Source organism: Microbispora sp. NBRC 16548, from assembly GCF_030268985.1.
Taxonomy (GTDB): Bacteria; Actinomycetota; Actinomycetes; order Streptosporangiales; family Streptosporangiaceae; genus Microbispora; species Microbispora catharanthi.
The window spans coordinates 441,969-461,444 of sequence record NZ_BSSF01000007.1 but is presented as its reverse complement, the minus strand read 5'-3'; the positions used below and the strand labels follow the sequence as shown (position 1 = coordinate 461,444).

Genomic DNA, 19,476 nt, shown 5'->3' with positions numbered 1-19,476 from the left:
TGATTCCCTCACATCAGGCCATCTATGTGAAGGGTTTTCGCACAGATAGCACCTCAAGAGGACATTTTTCAGGCCACAAGGGTAGGTTCCGCATCCGAGAAGCTCATCACGGGCGGCCTGCGGGTGAACATCCTCGTCAGCGCGAGGAGATAGACGAAGCCCACCGCCATCCAGATCAGGCCGACCGTGAACGTGACACCCGAGAGGCTGGTCCACAGCCAGATCGTCAGCGCGAAGCCCACCAGCGGGACCAGGCCGTACCGGACCAGGTCGGCGGCCGAGCGGCGTCCCTCGTCGAGCAGATAGTGCTTGACGACCGTGAGATTGACCATGGAGAACGCGATGAGCGCGCCGAAGTTGACCATGACCACGGCGTTGTCCAGGCTGATGAACAGCGCGACGAGCGAGACCGCCGACACCACGGCCGTCGCGACGACCGGGGTGCGGAAGCGCGGGTGCAACCGGGCGAAGGCCGCGCGGGGCAACACGCCGTCGCGGCCCATCGAGTAGAGGATGCGCGAGACGCTCGCCTGGGTGGTCATTGCCGACCCGAAGGCGCCGACCACGTAGATCCCGACGAAGATGGTCTCGAAAGCGGCGCCGCCGAGCGCGGACATGATGTCCACACCCGCCGTGTCCGCGTTGGCGAAGTCGTCGTAGCCGGGGTGGACGAGGCTCCCCATCCACGCGACCAGGACGAACAGCAGGCCGCCGATGAGCGTGGTGAGCACGATGGCGCGCGGGATCGCCCGGCGAGGCTCCTTCGCCTCCTCCGACAGGGTCGAGACGGCGTCGAACCCGAGGAAGCTCAGCGCCAGGATCGCCGCGCCCGCGAACACGCCCGAGCCCGGAGTGAAGGGGGCGAAGGGCGACGGCGCGGGGTGACCGGTCAGGTGCTTCAGCGACAGCGCGGCGAACACCACGATCAGCACCACCGACAGCCCGACGACCAGGACGTTGACCCGGTTCATCACCGTGATGCCGACGACGTTGAGCACGAGCACCAGCAGCAGCGCCGCCAGGGTGAAGATCCACTGGGGCACCTCGGGGAACCGGCTGTTCAGGTAGATCCCGATGAGCAGGAAGTTGATCATCGGGAGGAACAGGTAGTCCAGCATCAGCGTCCACCCGGTCATGAAGCCGATGTGGCCGCCGAAGGTCTGCTGGGTGTAGGTGTAGGCGGACCCGGCGGTGGGGTACGCCCTGGCCATCCTGCCGTAGCTGAACGCCGTGAACAGCATGACCACGAGGGCGACCACGTAGGCCGCCGGCAGGTGACCCTCGGTGACCTGGGTGACGGCGCCGTAGGTGGTGAAGACGGCGACCGGGGCGAGGTAGGTCAGCCCGAACAAGGTCAGTCCGGGGACGCCGAGGACGCGCTTCAGTCCGGCGGGTTCGGTCATACGCCACTCCTGTTGGCTGGGGGGAAGGTTCTCACGCCGGCCGCCCACGTGCCGAGGACGGTCGTCGTCTCCGCGATGTCATGGGGGTCCAGCCGCCGCACGTCGCCGTCCAGCCAGACCAGGTCGGCCACCTTGCCGGGGACCAGGGTGCCGCGCTCGTCCTCGGCGAACGCCTGGTGGGCGACCCCCGCGCCGTACGCCGACAGCGCCTCCTCGATGCCGATGCACTCCTCGGGCAGCCAGCCGCCGGGCGGCTCACGCTCGGCGTTCTCCCGCGTCACCGCGACCGGCAGCCCGGCCAGCGGGCGGTGGTCGCTCACCGGCCAGTCGCTGCCGAAGGACACCTGCACCCCGGCGCGCAGCAACGAGCCGATGAGGTACTGGCGCCGGGCCCGCTCCGGTCCGATCCTGGGGAAGGTCAGCTTCGTCATCGGGGGATCGGTGCGCGCCCACAGGGGCTGGAGGTTGGCGATCACGCCGAGCCGGGCGAACCGCGGCAGGTCCTCCTCCGCGAGCACCTGCACATGAGCGATCACCGGCCTGCGGTCGCGCGGGCCGTTCACCCGCGTCACGTGCTCGATCGCGTCCAGCGCGGTGCGGATGCCCGCGTCGCCGATCGCGTGCAGGTGCGCCTGCAGGCCCATCGCGTCCACGGCCGTCAGGGCCTCAAGCAACTCGCCGTACGGCCAGACGGGCATGCCCCGGGTGCAGGGATCGTCGCTGTACGGCGCGAGCAGCGACGCCGTGCGGTTCTCCAGGATGCCGTCGACGAAGAACTTGACCGTGTTGGCCGTGACGGTGGCGGCGGTGAGCCGGTCGTGCCCGAGCGCCCGCACCCGCGCGCGGTCGGCGGCGAACTCGGCGAGCTGCTCGCGCCATCGCACCGGATCGGCGCGGAAGGCCAGATTGACCCGGGTCGCGAGCAGCCCACGGCGGGCCGCCTCCAGGTAGGCCTCGACCGTGCCGTGCTCCACCCACGCGTCCTGGATCCAGGTCACCCCGGCCGCGGCGTACGCCTCGGTGGCGGCGGCGAGCGCGGTCACGAGGTCCTCGGTCGTGCGGGCGGGGGCGGCGACGAGGACCGCGTCCACCGCGTCCCACTCGATCATGGTCCCAAGCGGCGCGCCGTCCGGGCGGCGGGCGAACCGGCCGCGGGGCGTGTCGGGCGTGGAGGCGTCCAGGCCGGCCCGCCGCATGGCCTCGGAGTTGCACCACAACGTGTGGTAGTCCCAGGCCCGCAGCGCGACCGGCCGGTCGGGCACCGCCTCGTCCAGCCACCGGGCGTCGAACAGGCCGTCCAGGACGATCGTCGCGTCGTAGCCGCCGCCGATGATCCATCCGTCGCCGGGATGCGCGGCGGCGTGGCGGCGGACCTCCTCGACGATCTCCTCGACCGTGCTCAGCCCTCTGACCTGCGGGCCCGTCGCCTCGAACCCGGCGTGGTCGGGATGGCAGTGGCCGTCGCCGAAGGCGGGCAACAGCATTCCGCCCCGCAGGTCGACACGGTCGTCGTGGGTTCCCGCGAGAGCGGCGGCTCCGAGTGCCTCTATCCGGCCGTTCCGCATGGACAAGGCGTTGGATGTGGTGCCGGTGCCCGTCCAGACAGTGCCGTTGCTGAAGAGGGTGCGCGACATGGGCGTCCCGATAAATCGAATGACGTTCGTTTAGTGGGATGAGGATAGGTTGTCGAAGGGCAAAGCGGAAGGGGGCTGCGGGCCGAATGCGACGGCGGGTGGGACGGCCGGTCAAGCCGGTGTTGAGCAGGGAGGCCATAGCGCGGGCCGCGCTGACCCTGATCGACGACGCCGGAGCCGAGGGTTTCTCCATGGCCGCCCTCGCCGAACGGCTGGGCGTGCGGCCGTCCTCGCTCTACAACCACGTGAGCGGCAAGGACGACATCCTGGCGGCGGTCCGCGAGATCGTCTCCGACGCCATCGACGCCTCGATGTTCGCCGAGCTGCCCTGGGACGAGGCGCTGGTGCGGTGGGCCCACGGCTACCGCGACGCGTTCGCCGCGCACCCGCCCGCGATCTCGCTGCTGGCCACCCTGCCGATCATCGGAGCCCTGCGGACGCTGCGGATGTACGAGGAGGTGGTCGCCGGCCTGCGGCGCGGCGGCTGGCCCGAGGCGATGGTCATCCCGGTGATGGTGGCCGTGGAGTCGTTCATCCTCGGCTCGGCGCTCGACCTGGTGGCGCCGCCCGACATGTTCGACGCCGGGCCGCTGGCCGCGCAGGTCCCGGTCTTCGCCGCCACGGTGCGCGCCCGCGACGACGCCGCGACCTCCAGCGGACGCCCGCCGGCGGACCTGTCCTTCGAGGTCGGGCTGGCCTCGATCGTGGAGGGGCTGCGGCGGACGCTCGCGGCCATGGGATGACGATTCAGAAGCCTTTGTGTACCTTTGCTTCAGATTCCGTGGTTTTGCACGGAGTGCAGCGATCTTTTCTGAGGCAGGGATGATGATCGACCGTACTCGCCTGGCCCGGCTGCTCGACCGCGAGCGCGACGCGTTCCGGGGGCGCAACCCGCGCTCGGCCGCCGCGTACGAGCAGGCGAGAGGCCACCTGTTCGGCGGCGTGCCGATGACCTGGATGAACAAGACGGCCGCGGGCTTCCCGCTCTACCTGGCCGAGGCCCGCGGCGCCCGCGTCACCGACCTGGACGGCCACGAGTACGTCGACCTCTGCCTCGGCGACACCGGTGCGATGGCGGGGCACTCCCCCCAGGCGACCGTGGACGCCGTCGCCGACCGGTTCGGCCGGCGGGGCGGCGCCACGGTGATGATGCCGACCGAGGACGCCGCCTGGGTCGGCGCCGAGCTGGGCCGCCGGTTCGGCGTGCCCTACTGGAGCTTCTCGCTGACGGCCACGGACGCCAACCGGTGGGCGATCCGGCTGGCCAGGGCGATCACCGGCAAGCCCAAGATCCTCGTGAACAGCTACTGCTACCACGGCAGCGTGGACGAGGTGCTCCTCGTGGTCGGCCCGGACGGCGAACAGGTGTCCCGCGAGGGCAACGTCGGCGCTCCGGTCGATCCCACCGCCACCTCGCGTGTCGTGGAGTTCAACGACCTGCCCTCGCTGGAGCGAGAGCTGGCGTACGGCGACGTCGCGGCGGTCCTCATGGAGCCCGCCCTCACCAACATCGGCATCGTCCTGCCCGAGCCGGGCTATCTGGAGGGCGTCAGAGACCTGACCCGGCGGTACGGCAGCCTGTTGATCAACGACGAGACGCACACTTTCTCGGCGGGCCCGGGCGGCTGCACGAAGGCGTGGGACCTGCACCCCGACATCGTGACGATCGGCAAGGCGATCGGCGGCGGCATCCCGAGCGGCGGCTACGGCCTGTCCGCCGAGGTCGCGGCGCGCGTCGAGGCGATGGACGGGCTCGACCTGGTCGACATGGGCGGTGTCGGCGGCACGCTGGCCGGCAACGCCCTGTCGGTCGCCGCGATGCGCGCCACGCTGGAGCACGTGCTCACCGACGACGCGTTCGCCGCCATGACCGAGCTGGCGACCCGCTTCACCAAGGGCGTCCAGGAGGTGATCGACGCGCACCGCCTGCCGTGGTCGGTCACGCAGCTCGGGGCTCGCGCCGAGTATCGCTTCACCAGCCCGGCCCCCCGCAACGGCGGCGAGTCGAACGCGGCAGGCGACCCCGACCTGGACGACTACCTGCACGTCTACCTGGCCAACCGGGGCGTGCTGCTCACGCCGTTCCACAACATGGCGCTGATGTCCCCCGCCACCACCGAGGCCGACGTGGACCTGCACCATGAGGTCTTCGCCGCGGCCGTGGCGGACCTGGTCTCATGACCCTCGACGAGGTCGACCGGGTCCTGCTGCGCGAGCTGCAGCGGGACGGCCGGGCCTCCTACACCGCACTCGCCGAGGTCACCGGCCTGTCGGCTCCCGCCGTACGGCAACGGGTGCAGCGGCTGCGCGACGAGGGCGTCGTGCAGATCGTCGGGGTCACCGACCCGATGGCGCTGGGCCTGCCGGTCATGGCGCTGATCGGCGTCCGCGTCGACAGCGACGTGCACGAGGTCGCCGACCGGATCAGCGAGCTGTCCGGGGTGATCTACGTGGTGCTCACGGCGGGCTCGTTCGATCTGTTCGCCGAGGTGGTGTGCCGGGAACCGGCCGAGCTGCTCAGCGTGCTCAACGACCACGTCAAGCGGGTGCCGGGCGTCACCAGGGCCGAGGCGTTCACCTACTTCGGCATTCACACCCACCGGTTCGCCTGGCCCGGTGTGTGAGGTTTACAGGGCCCTCCTACAGGGCCCTCAGGAAGCGGGCGGCGATGGGGACGGCGGCGCCACGGCCGGTGCCGCCGTGCTCGACGAACACGGCGAAGGCGAGGTCGCCCCGGTAGCCGATGAACCAGGCGTGGTCCTGCCCGCCCTGCCAGTCCTCGGCGGTGCCGGTCTTGCCCGCGACCCCCTGGGGCAGCTCAGAACCGGCGGCGGTCCCGTCGACCGTGACCGCGTTCATCAGCGAGCGCAGTCCATCCGCCACGTTGGAGGGCAGGGGCACGCTCTGCTGCAGTTCCCCCTGCGGCGCCTCGTCCGCCAGCGGGCGGGCCGGCCGCCACTCGCCGCTCTCCACGGCGGCGGCGACCAGCGCCATGCACAGCGGGGTCGCCTCGACCGTGCCCTGTCCGAAGGAGTCCTCGGCGAGCGCGTCCGGGTTCTCCGGCCGCCGCAGGCTGCCGCACGTGCTCGTGCCGGCGCTCTCCCCCTGCACCCCGAAGCCGAACGCCCTGGCCTGGTCGACCAGCGTGTCACCGCTCAGCCGCTCGATCGTCAGCCGGGCGAACGAGGTGTTGCACGACAGGGCGAACGCCTGGCGCAGCGTAACCGTCCCGTGGTCCTCGTTGTGGTAGTTGGGGATCGACCGATGGAAGGGGATCTGGTAGGCCGCCGGGCACTCCACCGTGCTGTCGGGGGACAGTCCGTTGGTGAGCAGCGCGGCCGCCGTGACCGTCTTGAACGTCGAGCCGGGGGCGTACTTGCGCTCGAACGCCGCCCTGCCGCCCAACCGGTCGGCGACTGCGAGGATCTCCCCCGTGGACGCCCGTACGGCCACGATGGCGGCCCGCTGCACGCCGTCGAGCGCCCGGGCCGCCGCTGCCTGCACGGCGTAGTCAATCGTGGTCCGTACGCCGACCGGTCGCTTGTCGGGCTTGTATGACAGGACGGTCTTCGCCGGCATGCCCGGGTTGTCGACCTCCAGGGCCCATCCCACGGCCACGCCGGTCGTGGGCGCCACCCCCTGGTTCACCAGTTTGTCGAGGTAGGCCTCGGCGCCCGAGTTCTGCGGGAACTCCCGCCCTCCGCTCGTCACCGGCCGCAGCGGCCCGCTCTCCGGCTCGGTCCTGACGAGACTGCCGCCGGGCTGGATCTCCGGATGCAGGACCGACGGCGTCCAGACGACCTTCCAGGTGAGGTCGCGTACGGCCAGGTGCAGACTGGAGTCGAAGCGCCAGGTGCCGGCGTCCTGCTCGTCCCGCTCCTGGGTGAAGGGGATCTCGGCCGTCTCGTCCCCCGTGCGTACGAGGTTGCCGACCGTGATCCGCAGCGACTTGGAGAGGGCGGCGTCCTCGAACTCGCGGTGCTGGTCCGCGAAGTCGTCCGGTGGATCGTCGACCAACTCGCGCATGGCGTCGTAGTCGCTCTTGACCCAGGCCTGGAAGTAGGCGGCGGCCGTCTCGTCGGGGGAGCCCTCCGGGGAGCTTACGGGGGACGGCTCGGGAGATGAGTCGGGGCGGAGCTGCAGCGTCTGCGGGCCGCCGGGTGCGGGCGTCCCCCGCGGCGCGGCGACGAAGTCCGAGACCGGCTCCTGCCTGCCGGACACAATGAGTCCGGCAACGCCGAAGACGAAGATGGCCGCGGCGACCATGACGAGGGCGAGCAGGGCCCTGTTCCGCATACGGTTCTCATATCATGCGAAAGGAGCCATAGGTGGCAAGGAGCAGAGAACCGTTGCCAGGCCGCTATCCGGTGACCTTCGGCGAGGTGGAGCTCCTGCGCGACCTCGACCGGCCCGACGGGTGGATGCTGATCAGGGACGGCGTCCCCCAGTCGTACGTGGACCTGGCCGATCCCACCTATCTGGACTTCTCGTACACGCAGCTCATGGCGAGCGTGATCGACTGCCTGCCCGAAGGCCCGCTCGACGCCGTCCACATCGGCGGCGGGGCATGCACGATCCCGCGCTACATCTCCGCGCGGCGGCCCGGCTCCCGGCACATCGTCGTGGAACCGGACGCCGAACTGGTCCAGCTCGTACGCGACCAGCTCAACCTCAAGTCGGTGCCCCGGCTGAAGGTCCGGGTGATGGACGGCCGCGCGGCGACGACAGACCTCAGGGACGACTCGGCCGACCTGTTCGTGCTCGACGCGTTCTCGGGCGCGACGATGCCGGTCGAGCTGGCGACCGTCCAGTACATGACGGAGATCGCCCGCGTCCTGCGCCCCTCCGGCATGGCACTGATCAACGTGGCGGACGGCAAGGGCCTGCCCTTCGTGAAGCGGGTCGCCTCCACGGTGAGCCGTGTCTTCCCGCACGCCGCGCTGCTGGCCGAGCCCGGCATCCTGCGCGGGCGCAGGTTCGGCAACGTCGTCCTGGCGGCCTCGCTCGGCGACCTGCCGATCGAGGCACTCACCAGGAAGGCGGCGGGCGGCCTCACCCAGGCGCGATGCTTGGCGGACGAGGACCTGACCCGCCTGGTCGCGGGGGCCGCGCCCATTCACGACGGCGACGCCGTCCTCGCCCCCGTCCCTCCGCCAGGCCTGTTCGATTAGTCGAGTGTCCACGAAGCCAGGCCGGGTCGGTCCACAAACCTGAGCCAGTCCGTCCACGAACTTTGGCTTGTCTGTCCACGAGCCTCGGCCCGGGCCGATCCACAAACCTTGGCCGGGCCGGTCACTGCGCCGGAAGGAACCTCCGGTCCTCGCGAAGCCCGCTCCGCTGGGCCTTCGCTCCGGTCCTCGCTCCCTTCCGCTCCGCCCCCTCGGCCCCGAAAAGCCTTGCGGACAGCGCACCAGCGGCACTCGCATCGCCCTGGTCGTCATTCCCGTAGCCGCCGGGCTCTGGTGGGGTTGCGGTAGGTGAAGGCCCAGCGGTCGGTGCCGGCTTTGCGGCGGGTGTAGCGGTCGGGGTGCTGGTAGCGGTCGCGGTTGTGGAACTGGCAGGCGGGGCCGAGCAGTTTGAGGTCGGTGAGGCCGCCGTTGCTCCAGTTGTCGGCGTGGTCGATCTGGCACATGGTGGCGGGTAGTGGGCAGCCGTCGATCCAGCAGGTGGCGTAGCGGGCGTAGACGGCCCTGCGTTGGGCGGGGGTGGCCAGGCGGACCTTGCGGCCCATGTCCAGCACCTGCCCCTCGGCGTCCATGACCAGGCGCACCAGGCTGCTGGTGCGGGCAAGGCGGTGCACGCTGGAGACCGGCAGCATCTGCCCGGTCGCCAGCAACACCCCCGGCGCCGCCCCCAGCAGCGCCCCCGGGGTCGTCCCTGGGATTGTTCCCGCTGGCCTACCCGGCTCCGGTCCCGGCACGCCCGGCGGCCTCCCCGGCGGTGTCCCTGTCGCACGCGAGCACTGTGCCTCGCCGCCGCACCCGCACCCGTACCCGCCCTCGCCCTTGCCGTGCCTCCGATGCTCGTGGCCGTGGCCTTGGCTCTCAGGCGTGCTCTGCCCATGCCTGCAGTCCCCCGCAGGCCGGCGCCCGGCGTGGGCGTGATACGCGGAGGCATCCTCGGGAGGAGGATCCGGCCGCGCTATCTGCGAAGGTGAACCGGCATCTGCCCCGGCGTCCCCGCAGTCGCCGCAGTCGGCGGGGTGGGCAGGGTCGGCGGGGTCGGCAGGATGGCACAGGCCCTCATCCTGGGCAGGTGCGGCAGCGCTGGTGCTGCCTACGTCGCAGGGGCCGCCGATCTCGCCGGGGGCACTGGCACTGGCATCTTCGACGTCGCCGGGGTCGTCAGCGCTTCCGGTGTCGCCGGTGTCGCCGGTGGCGCTGGTGTCCTCGCTGTCCCGGCAGTCCTCGGCGCCCTCCGCGTCCTCGGCACGCTCGGCATCCTGGGCATCCTGGGCGTCGTCAATGTCTTCGGGGTGGTCGGTGTCGGGGTCGGTGGGGAGGGACTCGGCGGTGACCAGGACCAGGAGCTCGGCGGCGATCTTCTCCTCCAGATGAGCGATGAACGCATCCGCCTGGCGGACCCGCAACGGCCGATCATCCCCCTCGGCCTTCGGCTTGGCGTACAGGCTGAGCAAGGTCAGCAGCCGGGCGGCAGGCTCACGGGGGAGGTAGAACTCCCCCTCCACGCCCCCGCCTTTGGTGGGGCGGACCCGCAGGAACCGCCGCCCGTAGTCCGCCTGCTCGTCGCGTTCTTCCCCGTCGGGGTCCAGCACCGCCCGCAGGTAGCGGCCCGCTTTGGCCACCTCCGCCGCCCCCGCCTTACCCGCCAGCTCCAGCAAAATCGGCTCAGCCAGGTTGGCGTGCTCATCGCTCAACTGCGCGGTGGCCATGCAGATCGCCTCCACCACCCCCGCCGCCAAGTCCCCGGCGGCGAACTTCTCCCGCACCCGCGGCAGACGCGCCAACTCCACCGCCAAAGTCAGCAGACGCCCCGCACCCGCCACGCTCATCCCCCCAGCGGTACGCAACCAACTGCGGGTCGAGGCATGCCCATGCCGCCTGGCCTGCCCCACACCATGCACCCGCCCCACCCGATCAGCAAGAGCGCACGTGATCCGATCCCGCGCAAACAACAGATCCTCAGCCTCGGCAAGACAGATATCCACATCGTCCGGCACCGCAGCCAACCCCAACGCCTGCGCCGACTCACGCACAGAACCCACCAACACCCACGACGACCGGCCCTTGTCCCGACCAGCACCGGCCCCACAACCACCGGCGCTGTCGGCGCCGGGCGCGCCGTCGGCGGTGTCCCGGCTCGTGTCCTGTCGCGGCTCGGGGCCGGCGATCGGGAAGTGCTCGCGGGCGAGCGAACCTTCGGACGACCACAGAGGGGAATCGGCGGTCAACCGGTCCCACCAGTCGTCAGAGCTATCGGAGTTATTCGAATGACGAGGGTGCTCGGGATCCAAGTCGAACAGATCCATCACACCCTCCTTCAAGCAATTCGAAATTCTGTGCTAATTCTTTCACTCTCCGTGAGCGCGCGGCAAGCTCGCGAGGCAATAACCTGGAATCACAAGCGGGACAGGCATCGGACCCGTCACTTGGCGTCACCGGCGACGGCTCGCTCGTACGACCGGAGCGTCTCGACGAACATGCGCCGCTGCTCGCTCGTCAGCGGTTCCAGCACGCTGTGCCAGGCACGGGCGCCGCGAGCGAGCCAGGCGTCGACCGCCTCCCGATTGGTCTCGGCGATGCTCACGATCGTGCGGCGGCGGTCCGCGTCGTCTTCGCGCCGGTCCACGACGCCCTTGCGGCTGAGGTCGCTCACCATCAGGCTCACGGTGGCCGGGGCGACCTCCAGCCGGGCGGCGAGTTCGTTCACCGTGAGCGGACCGTCGAACAGCAGGTAGGACAGCAGCGACAGGTGCCGTGGCGCCAGGTCGAGCGTCCGGAGCGACTCGGGGACCGGCATGCGCTTGGCGCGGCCCACCAGACGCGGCATCAGCAGCAGGAGGGTTCGGACCCCCTCATCCAGGCTCAGCCCCTCATCCGTTGACATATGTTGATCTCCAAAATAGCTTTGCTATCAAAGCAAATACATCCGAGGCTCAGGAGCCATCGTCGCATGTCCGAATGGAACGACAAGATCATTGAAGAGTTCCGGGCAAACGCCGGCACGGTCGGCGGGCTGTTCGAGGGGACACCGCTGATCCTGCTGACGACCACCGGCGCCAGAACGGGCGCCGCCCGGACGAACCCGGTCGCCTGCCTGCGCGACGGGGACAGAACCCTCGTGTTCGCCTCCTACGCGGGCGCGCCACGCCACCCGGACTGGTATCACAACCTGCTGGCCAATCCCACGGTGACCGTCGAGGCGGGTGACGGAACGGCGATCGAGACGTTCACCGCCACGGCCGTACCGCTGTCGGGCGAGGAGCGCGACCGCATGTACGCCCGCCAGGCCGAGCTGGTGCCGGCCTTCGCCGACTATCAGGCCCACACCTCCCGCGTCATCCCCGTCGTCGCCCTTTATCGGCGAGACCGCGAACGCGCCCGGGCTCTCGGCGACGAGCTGGTGCGGATCCACGACGGACTGCGGGCGGAGATGGCCGCGCTGCTGGCCGCGGTCGAGGACGGGCTCGCCACGGGCACGCCGGTGAACCTGCCGGGTCGCGCCCTGGAGGGAGCGCTGCGGGAGCGCTGCCTGTCCTTCTGCACGGCCTTCCACGAGCACCACGTCAACGAGAACGAGCGAGGTTTCCCGCTGCTGGAACGGGCCTTCCCCGAGCTGGCCCCGACCCTCGACCGCCTGCGCGAAGAGCACGTGCGGCTGGCCCGGATCAGGGAGGACCTGGGCGCGGCGGTCGGCGAGGCGGGCTCCGGCGACCCGGCCACCGTCAAGGCCGGGCTCACGCGCCTGTCGGCCGAGCTGGAGGCCCACTTCGCCCGCGAGGAGGAACAGCTCATCGCCGCACTGAACGCGCTCTAGGACCGTCCTAGGACTGCGGCGATCCGGCCTCGTGGTCGGCCACGATGGCGTCGATGCGGGCGGCGAGCTTGTAGTCGAGGTCGGTCAGGCCGCCGGCGTCGTGGGTGGTCAGCGCCAGGTGGAGGGTGCGCCATCGGATGTCGATGTCGGGATGGTGGTTCAGGGCCTCGGCCTGCTCGGCGATGTCGTTCACGATCGCGATGGCCGTACGGAAATCTCGGGCGACCACGGTCCTGCGGATCGTGTCTCCGTCGCGGCGCCACTCGGAAGCCTCGTACATGGCATCAGGACATCACGAAACACCGCCGATTGTGTAGATTCGCCGGCGTGAACGAGCAGGTGGACGAGCAGCTGGACGAGCTGCGGCGTGAGCTGTGCGAGTACGGCCGGCGGGCGGCGGCTCTCGGCCTGGTGATCGGGACCTCGGGCAACCTGAGCGCCCGGGAGGGCGACCTGGTCGTCGTCACGCCCTCGGGCGTGGCGCTCGACCGGCTGCGCCCGGAGGACTGCCCCGTGGTCGACCTCGAAGGGCGGGTCGTGGAGGGGGAGCGCAAGCCCTCCTCGGAGACGCCGATGCATCTCGCGCTGTACGAGGCGACCGGAGCCAGGGCGGTGGTGCACACCCACTCGGTCTTCGCGACCGTGGTCGCCTCGACCATGACCGAGCTGCCGCCGATCCACTACAACGCCCTGCTGCTCGGCGGCGCCGTCCGCGTGGCCCCGTACGCGACGTACGGCACGCCGGAGCTGGCGCGCAACGTCATCGCCGCGATCGAGGGCAGGCAGGCCGCCCTGATGGCCAGCCACGGCGCGGTGACGATCGGCGGCGGCCTGGAGCAGGCGTTCGAGGCGACCCGCCTGCTGGAGTGGTTGTGCGAGGTCTACGTCCGCGCTCTCGGCGTGGGCCGGCCCACGGTGCTCACCGAGGACCAGCTCACCGCCGTCATCGAACGCGCACTCAGCGGCTGAACTCTCAGCCGAGCACGACCTTCCGGGCGAGGCCGAGCGGAAGCCCGCCGGAGCCCGCGATCGTGTCGTGGAAGGTCCGCAGATCGCCGTCGTAGTCCGCCCTGATGCGCTCGATCTCCAGCGCGCCCGTGAGGTAGGAGGGCGCCTGCGTGGGCCAGGCGCAATAGCGGCTGACCTCTCCCGCTGCCGTGCCCGGCGACAGCGACGCCTTCGTGGTCAGGAACTCCTCCGCCTGCTCGATCGTCATGTCGTCGCAGTGCAGCGCGGTGTCCACCACGATCCGGGCGGCCCGCCAGATGCGGCAGTCGAGGTGGGCGAGCTCGGTCTGGGGCGTGTCGAAGTAGCCCTGCTCGTGCATGAGCTTCTCGACGTAGAGCCCCCAGCCCTCCACGAAGTAGGGCGTACGGAAGATCTTGCGGGCGCGGTGCGGGTTGCCGGCCATCCAGGACAGGTGCCAGTGGTGGCCGGGATACCCCTCGTGCACGCTGATCGAGGGCATCTGCGGGCGCGAGTTGGTCCGCAGCCGCTGCCGCACCTGCTCCTCGGTGAAGCCGTCCGGCGTGTACGGCACGAAGAAGACGCCATCCCGCGAGGACGACAGCGGCGGCGGGGCGAGGTAGCTGGCCACGGCGATGATGGGCCGCTGGAACTCCGGCGAGGGCTCGACCCGGCACACCTCCCCCTCGGGGAAGGTCACCAGCCCGCGCTCGTGGACGAACTCGCGCGCCCGCAGCGTCTCGGCCTCATACTCGGCGCGCATGGCCTCCAGGGTCGGCGGGTGGTCGTCCATGAGCGACTCCATCGCCTCCCGCCAGCTGCCGGAGCCGAGGCGCGCGGCGACCTCCGTCATCCGCGTGTCCAGCTCGGCCCAGGCCTGGCGGCCCTTCTCGTGCAGCTCGGCGGCGCCATACCCGAGCATCTCCTGCTCGCGCAGCAGCGCGGAATAGATCTCCTCGCCCATCCGCCAGGTGCCGCGGGCCTCGAAGCCCTCCAGGAAGCCGACCAGCCCGTCGAAGGCGTCGGCGGCGGGCTCGGCGGCCCGCGCCAGCCGCGCCCGCAGGTCCGCATCGCCGACCAGCGCGGGCAGCGTCTCGGTCAGGAAGCGGCGTCCCGTACGGGCCTGGTCGAGGCCGCGCTTGACGAGCAGGCCGGCGGCGAGATCGGGGTCCAGGTTGGCCTGGCAGGCGGCGAGCACGGCGGGCACCTCGGCCAGCCGCGCGACGGCAGCGTCGACCAGCTCGGCCTCCGGCTTGAGGCGCTGCTGGAACGGCGTGAACATCGACCCGAAGATCACTCCGAGGTAGGCGGCCGGTTCGCGCCGCCACTCCGGCCAGCGGGCCAGCGCGATCTGCCCGCGCAGATGAGCGGCGACCAGGTCCCTGTCGATCTCGTCCTCGGGACTCTCGGGCGTCGACTCCGACAGCTTGCGCAGCCATTCCTCGGCCGCCCGCTCCCGCGCCGTGAAGGCGCTCGCGCTGAGGTCGCCCAGCGTGCGGTCGTATCCGTCGGCCCCCAGGAGGGCCGCCCTGACCGGGTTCTCGGCCAGGTACCAGTCGATGAACTCGTCCACCAGCGTCATAGCGCCCGACTCTATCCGCGACACTTGGGTGGAAGCCCCCAGATAAGGAGCGATTGGTGCCCCTGCAGATCACCGGCGCCCCCAGCGACCCCGACCTGATCCGCCTGCCGTGGGACGTCCCCCTCGAAGAGTGGCCCGTCCACCACCTGGTGACGCTGCCCCGCGGTATCTCCCGGCACGTGGTGCGCTTCGCCCGGCTCAGCGGCCGGGTGTACGCGATCAAGGAGATCAGCACCAGGTATGCCAAGCGGGAGTATCAGCTCCTGTGGGATCTGGCGCGGCACGACGCCCCCGCCGTCGAGCCGGTCGCCATCGTCACCGGCAGGACCGCCCCGGACGGCTCCGAACTGGACTCCGCCCTGATCACGCGGCATCTGCAGTTCTCGCTGCCCTACCGTGCCGTGCTGTCGGGCTCGGTGCGGCCCGACACCCTGACCCGCCTGCTCGACGCGCTCGCGGTCCTGCTCGTACGGCTCCATCTGACCGGCTTCTACTGGGGCGACTGCTCGCTGTCGAACACGCTGTTCCGGCGGGACGCCGGGGCGTTCGCGGCCTACCTGGTGGACGCCGAGACCGGTGAGCTCCACCCGGCGATCAGCGAGGGCCAGCGGGCCCACGACATCGACGTGGCGCACGTCAACATCTACGGCGAGATGCTCGACCTGGAGGCGGGCGGGCTGCTCCACCCGACCATCGACCCGCTGGCCTTCTCCGAGCAGCTCGTCGAGCGCTACCACCGGCTGTGGGACGAGCTGACCGAGGACGAGATCATCGAGGAGGTCGACTGGCACCGTGTGGACCAGCGGGTGCGCCGTCTCAACTCGCTCGGCTTCGACGTCGCGGAGATGATGGTGCGCCGCAAGGCCGGCACCTCCCGCCTGATCGTCCGGCCGAAGGTCGTGGACGCCGGGCACCACCAGCGCCGCCTGCTGCGCCTGACCGGCCTCGACGTGGAGGAGAACCAGGCCAGGCGGCTGCTCAACGACCTCGACTCGTTCCGGGTGTCCACGGGCCTGCGGCACGAGGACGAGGCGATCGTGGCCCACCGCTGGCTGGCCGAGGTGTTCCAGCCGGTGGTGAACGCGATCCCGGCCGACCTGCGGCGCAAGCTGGAGCCGGCCCAGCTCTTCCACGAGGTGCTCGACCACCGCTGGTACATGTCGGAGGCCGCGGGCAAGGACGTCGGGCTGGAGGCGGCGGTGCGGTCCTACGTGGACAACGTCCTGGTGCACAAGCCCGACGAGAAGGCCGTCATCGTCACGTCCGATCCCCTGTCTCCGTGACTGTCTCCGTGACTGTCTCCGTGACGAGGCCCGCCAGATACTGAGCGGCCTGCGGAATCCGGTCCTCGCCGAAGACGCGTATGCCGTTCAGCTCCAGCAGCGCCGTCGTCACACCCTGCCCGGGGGTGGTCCTCCCCCGGTGGCTGCCGTCGTAGATCCGCAGCGACCCGCACGACGGGCTGCCCTCCTTGAGGATCGCGACCCGTACGCCGAAGGACCGGGCGACGGCGAGGGCCTGCTGCGCTCCGGACAGGAACGCGGCGGTCACGTCGTCGCCCTCCGGCGTCAGGATCCGGGCCGCGCCCGCCAGGACGGCCGCGCCGCCCGCGCCGCCCTCGATCTCGGCGGGCGGCCGGGGGACGGGCAGCCCGCCCTCGACCTCGGGGCAGAACCGCACCAGCCGCCCCTCCGCGCGCCAGCGGGCGAGCAGGTCGTCGTCGCTGGTCTTGGCCCCGCCGTCGTACCGCACCCGGCTGCCGAGCAGGCAGGCGCTGACGAGAATCCGCTCCACGCCTCCCATTCTGGCCGCCGTACGGCGGTGCGCGCGCCATCCCCGATACGAGGAAATTTCATGAAAATCGGGATTTCCATTCCGGGAAGAAGAATTCTTATTCCTCGGGACTAATCCGTTTATCCCCGCCGTTTCCGGCTCGGGTGACCCGTCCACCTGCTCCTCTAGTGTTGGCCGCGCTGTACCGGCGAGGCGAGGAGTTACGAGTTGATCGGGATAGAGGACTGCCTCTCCGAGGCCATGTCGATCCCGGGCGCGCTCGGCGCCATTCTCGTGGACCACACCAGCGGCATGGCCGTCGCGGGAAAGGGGATCCCCGACCCCGGAAGGGCGGCCGCGGGGCTCAGCGAGGCGTACCGCGCCACGCTCGACGGGATCGCGATGGCCTCCCAGGAGACGGGTTTCCGGATCGAGGACGTGATCGTCACCACGGGCTCGGCCTACCACCTGGTGCGGCCCATGGAGATGATGTTCGACGGCCCGCTGCTGCTGTGCGTACGCCTGGACGTGGAGCGGTCGAACCTCGCCCTGGCACGGCGGCGGCTGCGCACCATCACGGACGAGCTGGTCGCCTCCTGATGGGAGCCTGACCGGTGGCCGCCCCGACTCTCGACTCCGTGCTCACCGGCCTCGCCCAGGACGAGGCCACCGGCTCACTGCGGGTGGGCAAGGAGGGCACGGTCTACTACGTCCGCGGCCGGGTGTCGTACGTGGAGTGCGCGGCCACGCCCGGTGTGGAGGAGTTGCTCGGCGCGTCGGGCCGGATCAGCGCGAACGGGATGCGGCACGCGCGGCAGGAGTCCGGTTCCGGCGGCGACGGCGGCGCCCTGCTCGTGGACAGAGGGGTGCTCAGCCGGGGTGAGCTGGAGTTCTGCATGCTGTCCGCCACGCTCGACGCGGCGTTCTTCCTGCTCACGTCGAGAACGGTCCGGACCAGGTTCAGGGAGAGCGACGCCCACTGGCTCGGGGTCCACTGGTTCTTCGACGTCCCCGGGCTGCTGCGCGAGTGCGCCAGGCGCCGGGCCCGGCTGGAGCGGGCCTGGCCCTCGGAGGAGCTGGACGCGCGGCCGGTGACGCCCCTGCGGCAGATCCCGGGCACGCACGCGCTTCTCACCCGGCTGCAGTGGGAGCTGCTGCTCGCCGCGGACTCCACCGCCACGCCGGTCGAGCTGGCCCGCCGCCTCGGGCGTCCGGCCTACTCCACGCTGCTGGCCGTACGGGAGCTCGCGGCGGCCGGTCTGGTGATGACGGGCGAGACGGCGGCACTGCCCAAGCGCACGCCCAAGTCGCCCGCACCGCCGAGGGAGCCCGGGCGTGCCGGCTCGGGACTCCCCCAGGTCAACGGCGACGCGACAGACGTGAACCTGCTGCTCAGGCTGCGTGACGCGCTGGAGGCGCTGTAGTGATCGGATGGCTCAAGCGGGCCGGAAAGGGTGTCTCGGTGGATCTGCGCCACGACATACATGAGGAACTGGTCGTCCTGCGGCAACGGGCACCCGAGATCACCGGAGCGCTCACCTGCACGATCGACGGCATGCTCGTGACGACGGACCTGGCCGCCGACACCGAGCAGACCGCGGCGCTCACGTCGGCGCTGCTGTCGCTGAGCCGGAAGATGACCGACCTCGCCAGGATCGGGCGGCTGGAGGAGACGCTGATCTCCGGCACCCAGGGACACACCGCGTGCTACGCCGCGGGCCCCACGATCGTCCTCACCGTTCTCGCGGGTCAGGGAGCCAATCTCGGCCTGCTCCGGATCGAGGGACGCAGGGCGGCGAACAAGATCGCCGCCATCGTCGAACGCGGATGACAAACCAGAACAGGAGAAGAGACATGGCGAACATGGACGTCTCGCTGAAGGAGATGCTGACCATCGACGGCGCGGTCGGCGCGGCGGTGGCCGACTACGGGAGCGGGATGGCGCTGGGCACGCTCGGCGGCTCCAAGGACCTCGACCTCCAAGTGGCCGCCGCGGCCAACACGGAGGTGGTCAAGGCCAAGCTCCGCGCGATCGACGCCCTCAAGCTCAACGACGGGATCGAGGACATCCTCATCACGCTGGGCGCGCAGTATCACATCATCCGGCCGCTGACCGGCCGCGGCGGCAAGGGCTTATTCCTCTACCTCGCCCTCGACCGCAACCGGGCCAACCTCGCGATGGCCCGGCACCAGCTCCGCGCGATCGAGGACAAGCTCGAGATCTGAATCCCGCCTGGTCAGCCCCGCCCGCTCAGCCCCGCCCGGTCAGCTCTGTGATCGCCTCCGCGATGACCGGCCAGAGCGGGCGGGGCAGATCGTGGCCCATCCCCGGGAAGGTCAGCAGCTTCGCGCCGGGGATGGCGTCCGCGGTCGCGGTTCCGCCTTCGAGGGTGACCAGCGGGTCGTCCTCGCCGTGGATCACCAGCGCGGGCACCGAGAGCCCACGCAGTCCCTCCGTACGGTCGCCGGAGATCCGGATGGCGGTGAACTGCCGGGCGGTGCCCGCGGGATCGAACGCCCGGTCGTAAGCCTCCGCGGCCACCCGGGTGACGCGCTCGACGTCCATCTCGTAGCCGGGAGAGCCGACGACCCGCGCGGTCGCGACGGCGCGGGCGATCGCCTCGTCGCGGTCCTGCGCGGGGGGCGCCATCAGCACGGTCATGGCCGCCTCGGTCGCCCGCCCCACGCGGGGCCCGGGCGTGGACATGATCGAGGTCAGCGTACGGACCCGGGCGGGGTGGCGGATGGCGAGGGCCTGGGCGATCATGCCGCCCATCGACGCGCCCACCACGTGGGCGTTCTCCCAGCCCAGCACGTCCATCAGGCCGGCCGTGTCGTCGGCCATGTCGTCCAGCGTGTACGACGGGGCCGGCGCGAGGCCGTCCGCCGGGGTGAAGTGGGTGGACAGACCCGCGTCCCGGTTGTCGAACCGGACGACCCGGTGGCCGGACTCCGCCAGCAGCTCGATCAGCTCCTCTGGCCAGCCGATCATCTGTGCTCCGAGCCCCATGATGAGGAGGACCGGACGTCCCCCGGGCTCGCCGAACACCTCGTAGCAGATCTCGATGCCGTTCGCCGTCGCATGCATGCGGGCAGAATTTCATTCGGTTTGCCCTGCCGC

20 protein-coding genes are annotated in these 19,476 nt (G+C 70.8%); 11 read left to right on the top strand and 9 right to left on the bottom strand.

The features are described from left to right. Nucleotides 1–68 precede the first annotated feature (68 nt). Both QSK36_RS22395 and QSK36_RS22390 read right to left on the bottom strand, forming a co-directional pair. Nucleotides 69–1,403 (bottom strand): APC family permease, encoded by a 1,335-nt coding sequence (locus tag QSK36_RS22395; protein WP_285783760.1) that lies wholly within the window; start codon nt 1,401–1,403, stop codon nt 69–71. Continuing rightward, the gene (locus tag QSK36_RS22390) at nt 1,400–3,037 is read right to left on the bottom strand and encodes an amidohydrolase (protein WP_285783759.1); all 1,638 of its coding nucleotides are present in this window, start codon (nt 3,035–3,037) and stop codon (nt 1,400–1,402) included. The genes QSK36_RS22395 and QSK36_RS22390 overlap by 4 nt, the downstream gene beginning before the upstream one ends. A gap of 86 nt (nt 3,038–3,123) precedes the next feature. Here QSK36_RS22390 and QSK36_RS22385 point away from each other — a divergent pair, with 86 nt between their 5' ends. From QSK36_RS22385 to QSK36_RS22375, 3 genes are all read left to right on the top strand, one after another. After that, nucleotides 3,124–3,780 (top strand): TetR/AcrR family transcriptional regulator, encoded by a 657-nt coding sequence (locus QSK36_RS22385; RefSeq protein ID WP_285783758.1) that lies wholly within the window; start codon nt 3,124–3,126, stop codon nt 3,778–3,780. An 82-nt stretch (nt 3,781–3,862) separates the two neighbouring features. Beyond that, on the top strand, nt 3,863–5,218 hold the full coding sequence (locus QSK36_RS22380) for a transaminase (protein ID WP_285783757.1): 1,356 nt from the start codon (nt 3,863–3,865) through the stop codon (nt 5,216–5,218). Continuing rightward, complete coding sequence (locus tag QSK36_RS22375; protein WP_139576866.1) at nt 5,215–5,661, top strand: Lrp/AsnC family transcriptional regulator; 447 nt, start codon at nt 5,215–5,217, stop codon at nt 5,659–5,661. Before QSK36_RS22380 ends, QSK36_RS22375 begins: the two co-directional genes overlap by 4 nt. A 16-nt stretch (nt 5,662–5,677) precedes the next feature. Here the strand turns inward: QSK36_RS22375 and QSK36_RS22370 are convergent, their stop codons facing one another. Next, nucleotides 5,678–7,333 (bottom strand): penicillin-binding transpeptidase domain-containing protein, encoded by a 1,656-nt coding sequence (locus QSK36_RS22370; protein ID WP_285783756.1) that lies wholly within the window; start codon nt 7,331–7,333, stop codon nt 5,678–5,680. Nucleotides 7,334–7,365: 32 nt separating this feature from the next. Here QSK36_RS22370 and QSK36_RS22365 point away from each other — a divergent pair, with 32 nt between their 5' ends. Beyond that, nucleotides 7,366–8,208, top strand: coding sequence for a spermidine synthase (locus QSK36_RS22365; RefSeq protein WP_285783755.1), 843 nt, complete (start codon nt 7,366–7,368; stop codon nt 8,206–8,208). Nucleotides 8,209–8,474: 266 nt separating this feature from the next. Here the strand turns inward: QSK36_RS22365 and QSK36_RS22360 are convergent, their stop codons facing one another. Further along, complete coding sequence (locus tag QSK36_RS22360; protein WP_285783754.1) at nt 8,475–10,526, bottom strand: HNH endonuclease signature motif containing protein; 2,052 nt, start codon at nt 10,524–10,526, stop codon at nt 8,475–8,477. A 116-nt stretch (nt 10,527–10,642) separates the two neighbouring features. Then, nucleotides 10,643–11,104, bottom strand: a complete 462-nt coding sequence (locus QSK36_RS22355; protein WP_285783753.1) for a MarR family winged helix-turn-helix transcriptional regulator — start codon at nt 11,102–11,104, stop codon at nt 10,643–10,645. 66 nt (nt 11,105–11,170) lie between these two features. Between QSK36_RS22355 and QSK36_RS22350 the strand changes: the two genes are divergently transcribed. Then, complete coding sequence (locus QSK36_RS22350; protein WP_285783752.1) at nt 11,171–12,034, top strand: nitroreductase/quinone reductase family protein; 864 nt, start codon at nt 11,171–11,173, stop codon at nt 12,032–12,034. 7 nt (nt 12,035–12,041) lie between these two features. Here QSK36_RS22350 and QSK36_RS22345 read toward each other — a convergent pair whose 3' ends face one another. Continuing rightward, nucleotides 12,042–12,314 carry a 4a-hydroxytetrahydrobiopterin dehydratase gene (locus QSK36_RS22345; RefSeq protein ID WP_182899408.1) on the bottom strand — a complete coding sequence of 91 codons (273 nt, stop codon included), beginning with the start codon at nt 12,312–12,314 and terminating at the stop codon, nt 12,042–12,044. Nucleotides 12,315–12,361: 47 nt separating this feature from the next. On the opposite strand from QSK36_RS22345, the gene QSK36_RS22340 reads away from it, so the two are divergent. Then, the gene (locus QSK36_RS22340; protein WP_285783751.1) at nt 12,362–13,003 is read left to right on the top strand and encodes a class II aldolase/adducin family protein; all 642 of its coding nucleotides are present in this window, start codon (nt 12,362–12,364) and stop codon (nt 13,001–13,003) included. A gap of 4 nt (nt 13,004–13,007) precedes the next feature. Here the strand turns inward: QSK36_RS22340 and QSK36_RS22335 are convergent, their stop codons facing one another. Continuing rightward, nucleotides 13,008–14,582: a DUF885 domain-containing protein gene (locus tag QSK36_RS22335; protein WP_285783750.1), complete on the bottom strand. Its 1,575-nt coding sequence runs from the start codon at nt 14,580–14,582 to the stop codon at nt 13,008–13,010. Between the two features lie 56 nt (nt 14,583–14,638). Here QSK36_RS22335 and QSK36_RS22330 point away from each other — a divergent pair, with 56 nt between their 5' ends. Then, nucleotides 14,639–15,865, top strand: a complete 1,227-nt coding sequence (locus QSK36_RS22330) for a DUF4032 domain-containing protein (RefSeq protein WP_183540150.1) — start codon at nt 14,639–14,641, stop codon at nt 15,863–15,865. Here QSK36_RS22330 and QSK36_RS22325 read toward each other — a convergent pair. Further along, nucleotides 15,840–16,376 carry a 2-thiouracil desulfurase family protein gene (locus QSK36_RS22325; protein ID WP_285783749.1) on the bottom strand — a complete coding sequence of 179 codons (537 nt, stop codon included), beginning with the start codon at nt 16,374–16,376 and terminating at the stop codon, nt 15,840–15,842. The genes QSK36_RS22330 and QSK36_RS22325 overlap by 26 nt on opposite strands. 207 nt (nt 16,377–16,583) lie before the next feature. Here QSK36_RS22325 and QSK36_RS22320 point away from each other — a divergent pair, with 207 nt between their 5' ends. The 4 genes from QSK36_RS22320 to QSK36_RS22305 are packed head-to-tail and all read left to right on the top strand — an operon-like array spanning nt 16,584 to nt 18,581. Then, complete coding sequence (locus tag QSK36_RS22320) at nt 16,584–16,955, top strand: roadblock/LC7 domain-containing protein (RefSeq protein WP_139576883.1); 372 nt, start codon at nt 16,584–16,586, stop codon at nt 16,953–16,955. Between the two features lie 14 nt (nt 16,956–16,969). Next, nucleotides 16,970–17,779 (top strand): MarR family transcriptional regulator, encoded by an 810-nt coding sequence (locus tag QSK36_RS22315; protein WP_285783748.1) that lies wholly within the window; start codon nt 16,970–16,972, stop codon nt 17,777–17,779. A gap of 38 nt (nt 17,780–17,817) precedes the next feature. Next, entirely contained in the window at nt 17,818–18,186 is a 369-nt protein-coding gene (locus tag QSK36_RS22310; RefSeq protein WP_139577152.1) for a roadblock/LC7 domain-containing protein, read from the top strand. Between the two features lie 23 nt (nt 18,187–18,209). After that, nucleotides 18,210–18,581, top strand: a complete 372-nt coding sequence (locus QSK36_RS22305; protein WP_285783747.1) for a hypothetical protein — start codon at nt 18,210–18,212, stop codon at nt 18,579–18,581. A 25-nt stretch (nt 18,582–18,606) separates the two neighbouring features. Here the strand turns inward: QSK36_RS22305 and QSK36_RS22300 are convergent, their stop codons facing one another. Next, nucleotides 18,607–19,443, bottom strand: a complete 837-nt coding sequence (locus tag QSK36_RS22300) for an alpha/beta fold hydrolase (protein ID WP_285783746.1) — start codon at nt 19,441–19,443, stop codon at nt 18,607–18,609. Nucleotides 19,444–19,476: the final 33 nt, after the last annotated feature.

Bases quoted from the DNA above. Each gene is read 5' to 3' on its own strand.
- QSK36_RS22395 (WP_285783760.1), bottom strand. From the start codon at position 1,403: ATGACCGAACCCGCCGGACTGAAGCGCGTCCTCGGCGTCCCCGGACTG.
- QSK36_RS22390 (WP_285783759.1), bottom strand. From the start codon at position 3,037: ATGTCGCGCACCCTCTTCAGCAACGGCACTGTCTGGACGGGCACCGGC.
- QSK36_RS22385 (WP_285783758.1), top strand. From the start codon at position 3,124: ATGCGACGGCGGGTGGGACGGCCGGTCAAGCCGGTGTTGAGCAGGGAG.
- QSK36_RS22380 (WP_285783757.1), top strand. From the start codon at position 3,863: ATGATCGACCGTACTCGCCTGGCCCGGCTGCTCGACCGCGAGCGCGAC.
- QSK36_RS22375 (WP_139576866.1), top strand. From the start codon at position 5,215: ATGACCCTCGACGAGGTCGACCGGGTCCTGCTGCGCGAGCTGCAGCGG.
- QSK36_RS22370 (WP_285783756.1), bottom strand. From the start codon at position 7,333: ATGCGGAACAGGGCCCTGCTCGCCCTCGTCATGGTCGCCGCGGCCATC.
- QSK36_RS22360 (WP_285783754.1), bottom strand. From the start codon at position 10,526: ATGGATCTGTTCGACTTGGATCCCGAGCACCCTCGTCATTCGAATAAC.
- QSK36_RS22355 (WP_285783753.1), bottom strand. From the start codon at position 11,104: ATGTCAACGGATGAGGGGCTGAGCCTGGATGAGGGGGTCCGAACCCTC.
- QSK36_RS22350 (WP_285783752.1), top strand. From the start codon at position 11,171: ATGTCCGAATGGAACGACAAGATCATTGAAGAGTTCCGGGCAAACGCC.
- QSK36_RS22345 (WP_182899408.1), bottom strand. From the start codon at position 12,314: ATGTACGAGGCTTCCGAGTGGCGCCGCGACGGAGACACGATCCGCAGG.
- QSK36_RS22335 (WP_285783750.1), bottom strand. From the start codon at position 14,582: ATGACGCTGGTGGACGAGTTCATCGACTGGTACCTGGCCGAGAACCCG.
- QSK36_RS22305 (WP_285783747.1), top strand. From the start codon at position 18,210: ATGGCGAACATGGACGTCTCGCTGAAGGAGATGCTGACCATCGACGGC.
- QSK36_RS22300 (WP_285783746.1), bottom strand. From the start codon at position 19,443: ATGCATGCGACGGCGAACGGCATCGAGATCTGCTACGAGGTGTTCGGC.